General features: G+C 38.8%; 10 protein-coding genes, 1 tRNA gene and 1 pseudogene. 4 read left to right on the forward strand and 8 right to left on the reverse strand.

The window, feature by feature from the left end; all coding sequences use genetic code 11:
• Positions 1-824: 824 nt before the first annotated feature.
• Positions 825-944 (reverse strand): annotated as a pseudogene (locus KG708_RS07160) (N-acetyltransferase); the annotation flags it as partial.
• Between the two features lie 48 nt (positions 945-992).
• Between KG708_RS07160 and KG708_RS07165 the strand changes: the two are divergent.
• Positions 993-1,358, forward strand: coding sequence for a hypothetical protein (locus KG708_RS07165; RefSeq protein ID WP_213608740.1), 366 nt, complete (start codon positions 993-995; stop codon positions 1,356-1,358).
• Positions 1,359-1,420: 62 nt separating this feature from the next.
• On the opposite strand, the gene KG708_RS07170 is transcribed toward KG708_RS07165, so the two are convergent.
• On the reverse strand, positions 1,421-3,643 hold the full coding sequence (locus KG708_RS07170) for a TonB-dependent receptor (RefSeq protein ID WP_213608741.1): 2,223 nt from the start codon (positions 3,641-3,643) through the stop codon (positions 1,421-1,423).
• Between the two features lie 371 nt (positions 3,644-4,014).
• On the opposite strand from KG708_RS07170, the gene KG708_RS07175 reads away from it, so the two are divergent.
• From KG708_RS07175 to KG708_RS07185, 3 genes are all read left to right on the forward strand, one after another.
• Complete coding sequence (locus tag KG708_RS07175) at positions 4,015-4,596, forward strand: LuxR C-terminal-related transcriptional regulator (RefSeq protein WP_213608742.1); 582 nt, start codon at positions 4,015-4,017, stop codon at positions 4,594-4,596.
• Positions 4,597-4,841: 245 nt separating this feature from the next.
• Positions 4,842-5,987 carry a porin gene (locus KG708_RS07180; RefSeq protein ID WP_213608743.1) on the forward strand — a complete coding sequence of 382 codons (1,146 nt, stop codon included), beginning with the start codon at positions 4,842-4,844 and terminating at the stop codon, positions 5,985-5,987.
• Positions 5,988-5,999: 12 nt separating this feature from the next.
• Positions 6,000-6,407 (forward strand): phosphate ABC transporter substrate-binding protein, encoded by a 408-nt coding sequence (locus KG708_RS07185; protein ID WP_213608744.1) that lies wholly within the window; start codon positions 6,000-6,002, stop codon positions 6,405-6,407.
• A 95-nt stretch (positions 6,408-6,502) separates the two neighbouring features.
• On the opposite strand, the gene KG708_RS07190 is transcribed toward KG708_RS07185, so the two are convergent.
• The 6 genes from KG708_RS07190 to folP all read right to left on the reverse strand — a co-directional run bounded on the left by KG708_RS07190 (position 6,503) and on the right by folP (position 12,107).
• A complete protein-coding gene (locus KG708_RS07190) occupies positions 6,503-8,128 on the reverse strand; it encodes a methyl-accepting chemotaxis protein (protein ID WP_213608745.1) in 1,626 nt (541 codons plus the stop codon).
• A gap of 443 nt (positions 8,129-8,571) precedes the next feature.
• Positions 8,572-8,656, reverse strand: a tRNA-Leu gene (locus tag KG708_RS07195).
• 78 nt (positions 8,657-8,734) lie between these two features.
• Positions 8,735-9,088, reverse strand: a complete 354-nt coding sequence (gene secG, locus KG708_RS07200; protein ID WP_213608746.1) for a preprotein translocase subunit SecG — start codon at positions 9,086-9,088, stop codon at positions 8,735-8,737.
• Position 9,089: 1 nt separating this feature from the next.
• Positions 9,090-9,839, reverse strand: a complete 750-nt coding sequence (gene tpiA / locus KG708_RS07205) for a triose-phosphate isomerase (RefSeq protein ID WP_213608747.1) — start codon at positions 9,837-9,839, stop codon at positions 9,090-9,092.
• 72 nt (positions 9,840-9,911) lie between these two features.
• Entirely contained in the window at positions 9,912-11,261 is a 1,350-nt protein-coding gene (gene glmM, locus KG708_RS07210) for a phosphoglucosamine mutase (RefSeq protein ID WP_213608748.1), read from the reverse strand.
• Positions 11,262-12,107 (reverse strand): dihydropteroate synthase, encoded by an 846-nt coding sequence (folP, locus tag KG708_RS07215; protein WP_213608749.1) that lies wholly within the window; start codon positions 12,105-12,107, stop codon positions 11,262-11,264.
• Between the last annotated feature and the right edge of the window lie 56 nt (positions 12,108-12,163).

The following is a 12,163-nucleotide window of genomic DNA, read 5'->3' on the forward strand; positions in this document are numbered from 1 at the left end:
AACATCAATTAAAAATAGCCATTGTTGTTTAGTTTATTCTTCGAGCGCACCTGACTTGTTTTGTAGATTGACCCCCATCAATTTTAAGTTACTCATAACAAATTACACATTTATATTGCAAATGTTAGGGTCTGTTGACCTTTGCGAATTAAAATTCATTCAAACTAGGGGCGAATAAATCGCAGTGCGAGGTTTGTAACCTAGTGGGTTGAGTAAAAACCAAGCAAAGCTTCCGCGTCCTGCTCACGCTTCTTACCTACACCCATGCAGGCAACAAAGAGTTAATTGCCCCTAGGCAAGAACCCTTCGGGCATCCCTGGTTGCCATTGATGCTGCGTTAATGCCTATTTATGGGGAATATCCACATCATACCCAAGTCACCTCAACGCTGAATTCTGCAGATTGCGGTAATTTGGGTATAGATAGGCTCTGCCTTGCCTAAACACCAAACAGACTGCTGCAAATTTAACCTTTAAAGATCAACAGCCCTAATAACCGAGTATCCATAGTGATAAATAAATTACTCAATAGTGAGGGTAAATATAGATAAATAGTTATGCTATATGAATAACTTTTAACGATGTTAGTGATTATTTTGTGTTAGGAGCTTCACGTTTTTAACAAAACGGGTATAACTTCGATATCAAGCTAAACTTTATTGGATTAGATGCGAGGTATTTAATAGTCGCAGTTCGACATAACCTAGGAACGCGATATTAGTTAACGTTAAGGGTTATAAAAGGCCAAGCACACCGGCGCTCATCGTAAATCTTTAATATTCAGGTAATACTGGCTTTTTTATCTTCTTCAACCTAAATAGAGTTACCTGATGTTAAATATTGCATAACGGTTAGGTCTTGATCGAGCCCATATAATTGCTGCCAGTCATTCTCGTCCATTAATTTAAAACTTAATCGTGTTGTTACAGCTATGTTCATTTTCATTGTTGTATAGTTATCTTGAAATATATTTTTCACTAAAGGAGATAGTCAATGAAGAAATTAGCAGGTTTAGCATTATTAGGCACTTTAATTACACTAACAGGGTGTGAAGATGCCAACGAAGTAAAACAAGATGCAAAAGAGACGAGCGCTCAAATGAAAGAAAAGCTCGATGAAACATGGGATGAAGTAAAGGAAAAAACTAACGAGCTTAAAAATGATGAGTCATTTAATGAATTGCTTGAAGAAAGTAAAGCGATGGGCTTAGATATATACGATGACGGCAAAGAAGTGGCTGTTGATGCATGGATAAAAAGTAAAGAAGCCGCTGGCGAACTGACTGAAAAAACCAAGCAAAAAGCCCGAGAACTTGCTGATGAAATTGAGCAAGCACGTAAAGAATATAAAGAAGGTTAATGATTATTAACCATAAAAAAGGTAAGCCGCGGCTTACCTTTTTTGTTTAATATGAGAGTAAATTATAGTTCAAAGTCTTTTTTGAATTTTAAACCAAACTCACTGCGGTCATTACTGCGCATAACGCCAACAAAGCCGGTTTGTTGTAAGCGGCCTACATCATAAACTTCGTTCAATACGTTCTCACCGTATAACGTTACTTCCATATCGCCGTACGGGTTAGTGTAAGAAATATTAAAACCGACGAGCTCACGCGAGTCTATGGTTTCACTTTTATTAAATACCGACTGGCCTTGCATCTCGCTTCGGTACGAGTAGTTTGCATTTAATGCAACTGTGCCACCATTGCTTAAGTCCACAAAGTAAGATGGAGCAACCATGACCGTCCAGCGCGGAGTTAATGCTGGTGAATCACCTTTACCAATACCTTGAACACCCTCGGCGACCTCTGTAATTTCAGAGTCTAAGTAACCTATAGCACTGCGAATAGTGAAATCGTCAGTAAGTGCAACGGTGGTTTCAAGTTCAATGCCTTGTGCTTTAGATTGACCTGCATTTTCAACGATAGTAACAAAGCCACCGCCTGCAGTTGGATCTGAGAATGGCAGTGCTAAATCAGTGTAGTCTGTGACAAACATCGCAAGCATCATAGACACATTTTCATGTACTTGACCTTTTAAACCAATTTCATAGTTAACTGCTTTGGTTTCGTCAAACGATACAAACTGATCCGGACCACCAAATGGACGCGGCGGGAAACCACCTGTTTGATAGCCTTTTTGTACTTGGCCATACACGTTCATATTATTACTAAGCTGGTATGAGGCATTAATATCCCATGTCACGGCATTAAAGTCTGCACTGATGTCTTTGCGCTCAGAGAAAGTTGGAAAAATCGCATTCGCGTCTTTTTTATCTTCTGAATAACGCAGACCGCCGCCGATTGTAAAATCATCCGTTAAATCGTAGCTGCCGTTAATATAAGCTGCGTATGAGTTAGTTTCTTGATTGATTTCAAAAAAACCAAGGCCACCAAATGATGGCGTGATTCCATCATTTAACAGGCTATCAGGTGTATTAAATGGACTAAATACAAAATTTTCTGAGCGAGTAAAACCATCTTCATTAAAGAAGTATAAGCCTGATACAAAATCCATTTTATTAAATGTGGCGTTTAGCTGAACTTCAAAAGAATATTGATCTGCTCCGCCCACTTCTGGGAACTCAGATAAGTTAAGTGGTGATGCATCGTCATCTAAGCCACCTTCATACTCAGAGGTGCGGTAGCTTGAAATAAACTTAGTTGTATACGTGTTATTAATTGCCCAATCAGCGGTAAATGAGGTCCCCCAACCTGAATATGAGGTTGACTCAATACCGGCAACCGTTGTACCTAAATCATCTGGATTCGATGGAATTAAGTCTTCAGTTAAAAGTGGGAAATCGCCATTAAACACATCATTTGAATCTAATGAACCTGTTAGTTCAATAGTATAAGGTGATTGACCTGATTCATTATCAACCCCATCTAGCGAGAAAGTAAACGCTAAATCACTGGTTGCTTCGTATTTAAGCGCGATACGACCACTAAACTCTTGCTCTTCGCCAATTTCTTTTTCAGGGTTAGCTAAATTTACTGCCGTACCTACCCCATTACGTTGTTTGTATGACGCACTGGCCGATATGCTTAAATCGTTCGTTAAAACATTATTAAAGTAAATATCGCCAGCAATACGCCCACGACTACCCACTTTAGCAGTTGTCGTTAAAATACCTTCATCACCAGGTTGTTTAGTTATTACGTTTACTGCACCGCCTAACGTATTACGACCATAAAGCGTCCCTTGTGGGCCACGAAGAACCTCAACACGCTCAACATTAGGAAGCGATAAGTTAGACCCCATTTGGCGACCTAAATAAACACCATCTAGGTAAACACCTACACCGGGATCTGTCGTTATAATATGATCTTGTAAACCAATACCACGAATAAACACTGAGGCGTGTGCCGCGTTACCTACACCATAACGTGTAATATTTAAGTTAGGAACGTATTTACCAATATCTTCTAAGTTGCTCATATTGGCTTTATCAATAAGGTTAGCGCCTATTGATGTAATCGCAGTTGGAGATTCGAACAAGCTCTCAGTACGTTTACGTGCTGTTACTTCAATTTTTTCAAATGCGTCTTGCTTGGCAGTCGCTTTAGCGTCTTGTGCATTTACGGACGTTGTTAGGGTTGCAATAACCGCTAAGCTTAACGATGTGAGGGGGCGTAATTTCAAGGTTATCTCCAAAGGGTATTAATTTAATTATGCGTTATGCTATGTAAAAAAACTGTAGGCATAAAAAAAGATGCTTTAGATGCATCTTTCCTCTGGGCGTGTATTGTATTACATAAAAGTGACAATATGTATTTTTACCTTTAATTTATTCGAAAAAAATTAATATTTAGATTTTTAATCTAAACTATTTAACTAAATCGTTATGCAATTTAGGTGTGAGGTTAGGTTTTTATCATTTATTATCGGCGAGATTGATTAATAATGACATCAGCTGTTTATTGTGAAAAACACACCAATACCACCTTAGGTTATAACAATACGCAAAGAACGCTCATAGTAGATATACAGTAGAATCATTTTTAGGTGAATGCATGATAAAAAAACAGACCACGCAAATAGCCAGCATGCTTTTTAATAATGAGCACTATAACTTGTTACTTTGTACAACGCCCAACAACAATATATTATTAGTTAGCTATTTAGCACTTAACACTCTTACTAATTATCAGCAGTTAAACCAGTTTATGCAAACGCATAACTACCAAGGGCTGGTTATTTTTGATATTCCTAAAAATGCGGATGCAACTTCACTTAAAGAGTGGCCAAATCTAAAAGGATTGTTTTATCAAGACACCTGTGAAGAATTATTTTCTAGAGGGTTAGAAACAATTACACAAGGGGAATTATGGTTTCCACGAACAATTAGCGATATCTGGATGCGAAAAATGCTAGACACAGAACAAAAGAGTGCCTTGCAAACAAGTAATCTAACCGATAAAGAAGTCAAAGTACTCCGGCTACTCTTTAGTGGTCTGCACTCAAGTGCTATTGCAGACAGTTTATTTATTAGTGAAGCTACGGTAAGAGTTCACTTACATAAGATTTATAAAAAAATAGCAGTCAAAAATAAACAACAAGCGATTCGTTGGTGCCAAGACAACCTAAAAACATAAATTCTCGTTAATAACTATAAAAACAATGGCGACTTAACATAGACACTATCAAACGCCTCCCCCTTAAGTAAATCAACTGCTTATAGTACCTTAAAATATAAGCCTCTTAATTTTCGATCACTACCCAGAAAAACACTTTACATAAAAGCAATAATAAATACTTAATTTATTCGTTTTAGTTAGAAAAATGCTAACACTCACCTTATACTGCAGCGGGATATACATGAAATAAAATAGGATACACAATGAAAAAACTATCTGTAGCAGTAGCTATTTGTTGCGCACTTGCCACAAGCAATGCAAGTGCTGAGGTTCGTATTAATGGGTTTGCCTCTATTGTTGGCGGTAAATCGCTCGATAATAATCAACCAATATATGGTTACGATGATGATATTTCATTTAAAAATGAAAGCGTATTTGCACTTCAGCTAACTGCAGATTTGCAAGAAAAACTGACCGCGACCGCACAAATAGTAGCTCGCGGCGAAAATGATTTTGACGCTGATTTTGAGTGGGCTTACTTAACTTATGAATTCACAGATGAGTTACAACTTAGTGCAGGTAAGATGCGCGTCCCATTTTATCGTTATTCTGACTTTTTAGACGTTGGTTACACTTATCGCTGGGTACGTCCACCTCAATCTGTGTATAACTTACCGTTTTCAACATACGAAGGCCTGAGCTTATTTCATACAACACAGCTGGGGGATTGGGATTCCACTTTGCAAGTAATTTATGGCAGTTTCGACGATAACATTGCCGTAGTATCTGTAAATGGTGATACTGAACTTAACGATATTGCGGGTCTAAACTGGACACTAAGTTATGACTGGTTTAGTGCTCGCGCTGCTTACTTTATTGCCGAAACCACAATTGATATAGAAAATGATACAGCTGAAGGTATGGCGCTTAACGGCTTAGAGCAAGCTCTTCGTAATTCAGGTTTTGTTGATCAAGCAAACAGTATTGCCATAGACGAAGACGATGGTGCATTTTTAGCGCTTGGCTTTTCAATTGATTACAACAATATCTTGTTTGACGCTGAATACACACAGTTTGAAGTGGATAACAGTGCACTCGCTAAGCAAACTCAATATTACACCTCTTTAGGTTACCGTATGGACGAATGGCTTGTTCATTTAACCTATGAGAACAACGATGATAAGCATGATAGCAATCGTTATGATGCACTCACAGCGGTTCCCGAACTCAATCTAGGTATCAATACCGTATTAGAAGGCTCTAAAGCCAAAAGTAATGTATATACCATAGGTGCGCGTTACGATTTCCACCCAATGGCTGCTTTAAAAGTCGATTTTAGTCGCTTAGAAGATGACATAACAAATACTGAAACAGATGTAGTCGCCGTTGGCGTTGATTTAGTATTTTAATTGGAGCGAATCATGAAAAAATTAATTTTAGCCAGCATGCTAACATTATGTAGCTCAGCAGTTTTTGCTGAAGTTGCAGTAATTGTTAATCCTGCAAATACCAATACAGTAAGCCAAGACGATATTAAAAAAATATATTTAGGTAAAAGCAAATCGTTTGCCGATGGTACCAAAATCACGCCTGTTAACCAAAATGCTAATGCCATTGCGGATGAGTTTAACGATAAGTTAGTGGGTAAATCGAGTAGCCAGTTAAATGCTTATTGGTCAAAGCTCGTTTTTACTGGCAAAGGTACCCCTCCTAATAAACTTGATAACGACCAAGCCGTTATTGATTTTGTGGCAACTAATGCAGATGCGATTGGCTATATAGATAGCGCTAAAGCAAGCGACAAAGTTAAAGTTGTAGGCAAGTATTAATTAAATAAATAATTGTTTAAAAAGCCCGCAATAAATTTTATTGCGGGCTTTTTTGTAAGAATAATCTTTTAAGGTCAATTAAAATAGCCTTGTGTCTATTCAATTTTAAACTTAGCCGTTGCGTCTAATAAGTTATCTGAAAGATAGTGCAGGTTTTTAGCTACATCTCTGACAGCCGCAAGTGAGGTCATCGTATCTTCAAATGAAACATGCATATTAGATACGTTATCCACAACCATAGCTGCAACTGAAGTTTGCTCTTCTGTTGCTGCTGCAATCTGCGAGTTCATACCATTAATTTCAAGTATTTGCTCTGCTATTTTTTCAATCGACACACCGGTTTGCTCTGCTGCGCTGGCATTATCTGATGCCATATCTCTTGCAGAGGTCATAGCCGTTACTGAGTCATTTGCAGCCACACTTAACGTGCTTAATAATTCACGAATTTCATTGGTTGACTGTGCGGTGCGAGAAGCTAATTCACGGACTTCATCGGCAACAACAGCAAACCCTCGGCCATGTTCGCCTGCACGTGCAGCCTCTATTGCTGCATTTAATGCTAATAAATTAGTTTGCTCAGCAATTGAAGTAATGACATTTAATATTTGTGATACATTTTTGGTGTCATCCGCTAACTTATTAATAGTATTGGCTGCTGTATTTATTTCGTCGCTAAGCGTACGTGACGCTTTAACAGACACCCTTACTTGCAAGCGGCTTTGATCCACTTCTTTTTCTGCCGTTTGCACTGCATTAGATGCACTTGCTGCTGATTGCGAAATATCGCCAACACTTTGCTTCATTTCTTCCATCGACTGTTTAACAACATCCGCATCGGTAGCTTGCTTTGTAGTTGCTCGCTCAGCTCGCTCCATTCCTTGAACAAGGCGAGTTGAATTTTCCATTAAGGGTTCACACACAGCAATTACTTCTAAAACGGTTTCTCTAAGCAGGCTAATAAATGCATTAAAATTTATTGATACTTGCCCTATTTCATCCTCAGAGTTAACGCTTAGTTTAGTACTTAAAGACCCTTTACCACTGGCTAATAAACTTAAATTATTGGCTGCATCACTTGCAGATAAACCGATATTGCGAGCAATCCAAATAGCCATAAGTAATAATAAAGCCAGCGAGACAAGGGTAACAAGCAACATAAAATTAAGTGCATCATCTGAACGTGCTTTTGTGTTAGCAACTAATTGAAAAAAGCGATCATCTGCTTTTTGTTGGGCGTTTTTAAAGCTTGATAATACAGCGTCATAAAGGCTTGTCTTTAGCTGAGCTTGTTGCTGTATTTTGCTAAAATCTGCCGTACCATCAATCATACCGTTTGCTATTGTTGACGATATTTTTTCATAATTAGCGAGTCGCGTTTTTGTTTCATCATTAATATAAGCGGCGTTAATTGCTTCTATTGCGTCTAAATTTGCGATAAGTCGTACATAAGTTTCACGCGCTTTTGTTACTAAATCTTGCTCACCAAACGTAACAGCTTGAGTGTATAACTCATCTAGCTTTTCTAAAATGCTCACGTTAGTCAAAGTTAACTTAGCAACTTTATAAGAAGACTTCTCCATTTCATCAAGTGATACGCTATTTTCATTCATCGCAGAGTAGTTAATCATCACAATGACTAAAAATGCGATAATCGCAATCGATGTAATTGCGTGTATTTTTTTAGTGATGCTGAGGTTTTTGAAAGCGAAACCTGAAGCCATATTAATTTACCCCGTTTTATTATCTATCGTTATTATCGGCTTAATACACGCAAATGTTAACTTTAATTTTAACTTTAAATGCTTTTTATACATAAAATTAAACATATGTGGGGATTATTTTATAAATACCAACAATTAAAGAGTAGAACGTTCTACTTAATGATCAACATTAATCTCAAAAGCGTTACACCTATTGCATTAAATTATAACGACAAATAAATAAGTCGATAACAAGGCGAAAATTATGATACATAGTTGGTCTATATAAATAATTTTTAACGCAGGTAGCGGATTATTTAACACGCTAGAATGATCATGTTTTTCAAAAAAATGGGTATTAATACGCTAAAATGATAATGCTTTTAATAAGATTGGGATTATTTAATATTTCAAATTTTAGACACAAAAAAACCAGTAACATTGCTATTACTGGTTTTTATATTTGGTGCGGATGGGGGGACTTGAACCCCCACGCCCGAAAGCACTACCCCCTCAAGGTAGCGTGTCTACCAATTCCACCACATCCGCATTTTTTAAGCTATTGCTTAGTGTTAAGTCAACATGTCTATTTGAGGAAAATAAACGACCTAACGATTTAAAACTAAATTAATTTGGTACGTCAGAACTTTGCTCTTTAGTTGATGTTACAGGAACATCTTCTTCTGCAGGTGTTACTGTTTCAACTGCAGGAGCTGCTTCTAGATTTTCCCATTCATCGGTCTTTTTAATTTGACCGGCGGTTAGGTTGCCTAGAACAATACTTAATACAAAGAAAATTGTTGCTAATGTTGTTGTAGTTTTTGTCATAAAGTTACCTGCTCCAGAAGAGCCGAAAACTGTAGACGATGCGCCAGCGCCAAACGATGAGCCCATATCAGCGCCTTTACCTTGTTGGATTAAAACCATGCCAACGAGTGCTATAGCTACAATTAAATACACTACTAATAAAATTTCGTACATCTTATACGGTCCCTTTTGCACTGTTGCAGATAGCAGCAAATGATTCTGCTTTTAGACTTGCGCCTCCAATTAAGCCGCCGTCTATATCTGTTTGCGCAAATAATAATTCGCTATTTTTTTCATTAACGCTACCACCATATAGGATGGTTAGCCCTTGTGCTAAATTGCCCTCTAATGAGGCAATTTTGTCACGGATAAATTTATGAACAGTTTGTGCCTGTTCAGGCGATGCAGTCTTACCTGTGCCTATGGCCCAAACGGGCTCATATGCTATCACAGAATCTTCGAGTGCTGCTACACCTAATTTATTAATTACCGCATCAATTTGAGCAGCAACTACTTGTTCTGTTTGACCGTTTTCTCGCTCTGTTTCGCTTTCGCCAACACATAAAATAGGTGTTAAACCTGCTTGTTGTGCACGAGCAAACTTGGCAGCGACTACGTCATTACTTTCTTTATATACACTGCGTCGTTCAGAGTGTCCAACCAGTACATAGTTTGCACCTAGCTGCTTAATCAGCTCAGCATCAACTTCACCAGTAAATGCGCCTGACGTGTGTTCAGAAACCGTTTGAGCTCCTGTATTTACGCCACTGGCAATCATTGCTGGAATGAGTGGAAAAGGAGGAAATAAAACAATCTTCACTTCAGAAAATTCAGCGTTGTTTATAGCATCAGACAGTTTTTCGACGAGCTCTAAAGAACCATTCATTTTCCAGTTGCCTGCGACCATCGCCTTGCGTGCTGCCATTTTTCCACTCCACATTAGAAAACGGGCGAGATATTAACTCGACTCGCCCAAAGTTACAAGCGGTTATTGTTATCAATCAGTTTGTTTGCTCATAGATTCGACAACTGCGGCTATTTTCTGGGCACTGTCTAGTACTATTTTTTCTTGTTCTGCTTCAACCATCACTCGTACAACAGGCTCGGTGCCTGATTTACGCAGTAGTACGCGGCCTTTATTTCCTAGGCTGTGTTCTACTTCTGCGACTGCAGCGAGCACATCAGGTGCTTGAGTCGGATCGGTGCCGGGTGTGTATCGTACATTAATCATTTTCATTGGGTACTTTATAAATCCAGCCCCTAAATCTTGAAGTGTACGATTTTGTGCCACCATAGCGGCAAGCACTTGTAAGCTAGAAATAATACCATCACCGGTACTGATCAAGTCTAAATTTAAAACATGGCCTGAGCTTTCACCGCCAATTTTCCAGCCTTTTTGCTGTAATAGTTCCATCACATAACGATCACCGACTTTACTGCGAGCAAAAGCAATATTTTTTGCTTTTAATGCATTTTCAAGCCCCATATTTGACATAACCGTACCAACAACTCCCCCGCCTAGATTATCATCTTGCGCAGCTTGGCAAGCAATGATGTAAACTAAATCGTCACCATCAAATACACGGCCGTTATGGTCAACCATCATTACTCTGTCACCATCACCATCATAAGCAATACCTACATCAGCTTTATGCTCAAGTACTTTACGCTTTAAAGTATCTACGTGAGTTGCACCACATTCATGATTAATGTTTACCCCATTTGGCTCACATGCATGGGTGATCACCTCAGCGCCAAGTTCTCGCATTACAGAAGGTGCTATATGGTATGTTGCGCCATTTGCGCAATCAAGCACAATTTTAATCCCTTCAAGTGATAGCCCTTGTGGAAATTGACTTTTACAAAATTCAATATAGCGGCCATCTGCGCTCGGTAATCGACTTGCTTTGCCTAGTTTATCAGAGGCAACACACGTCATAGGTTCATCAAGCATGGCTTCTATTTGTAATTCTACTTCATCATCTAATTTTAAGCCTTGGCCGTTGAAAAACTTAATGCCGTTATCATAATAAGGATTGTGTGATGCGCTGATCACAATACCCGCCTCTGCACGAAACGTTTGCGCTAAATAAGCAACAGCTGGCGTAGGCATTGGACCCAACAGAATAACATCAATCCCTGCTGCAATTAAACCGGCCTCTAAGGCAGTTTCAAGCATATACCCAGAAATACGCGTATCTTTACCAATAATTACTTTTTTTGTGCCATGTTGCGATAATACACGCCCTGCTGCCCAACCAAGCTTCATTGCAAATTCAGGATTTATAGGCCCTTGTCCTACTAAACCACGTACACCATCGGTGCCAAAATATTTTCTTTCACTCATTTAAAGTACTCCTTGTTTGCAGGCTTGATATACACCAAGTACATCTGCGGTTTCTTTTACATCATGCACGCGAATAATGTGTGCACCGTTTTGTGCAGCGATTAGTGCGCCAGCTAAACTGCCTGCTAATCTATCTTTTGTATCTCTGTTTAATAAATTACCGATCATTGATTTACGTGATAGCCCGGCCAGCAAAGGCAATCCTAACTTTGCGTAATCGCTAAATTGGGCTAGTATTTGGTAGTTATGTTTGAGCGTTTTTCCAAAACCAAAGCCAGGGTCTAAAATCAACTGGCTTTGTTTAATACCAACAGCCTCGCATGCGGCAATTCGTTGACTAAAAAAATCGTTTATCTCACCCGCTAAGTCATCATAATGAGGATCGCGCTGCATACTGCGTGGTTGCCCTTGCATATGCATTAAACATATTGCCACCTCAGGATATTGAGCAACCGTTTCTAATGCGTCAGGCTCTTGTAAAGCGCGAACATCATTGACAATATCTGCACCCGCTTCAATCGCTTGGCGCATAACCTCAGCTTTACTAGTGTCGATCGAAATAACACAGTCACTTTGCTTACGAATGGCTTTAATAAGTGGAATAACGCGCCTTAACTCATCTTCAAGGCTGACATCGGGAGCACCAGGACGTGTTGATTCGCCACCTATATCCAAAATAGTCGCGCCATCATCAAGTAATTGCATCGCATGATTTAACGCTGCGCTCGTATTTAAAAACTGACCACCATCAGAGAATGAATCTGGGGTCACATTCACTATTCCCATAATAACAGGGTTTGCAAAGTCGAGCGTTCGACCACGCGCAAGGTTAATTTTAGTATTCATTGCTAACCTTAAAATGTGCTTGTTAAATATAATTTTAATTATTTACACCAAACTGA

The sequence above is a fragment of the Pseudoalteromonas sp. genome (assembly GCF_018402495.1).
Classification (GTDB): domain Bacteria; phylum Pseudomonadota; class Gammaproteobacteria; order Enterobacterales; family Alteromonadaceae; genus Pseudoalteromonas.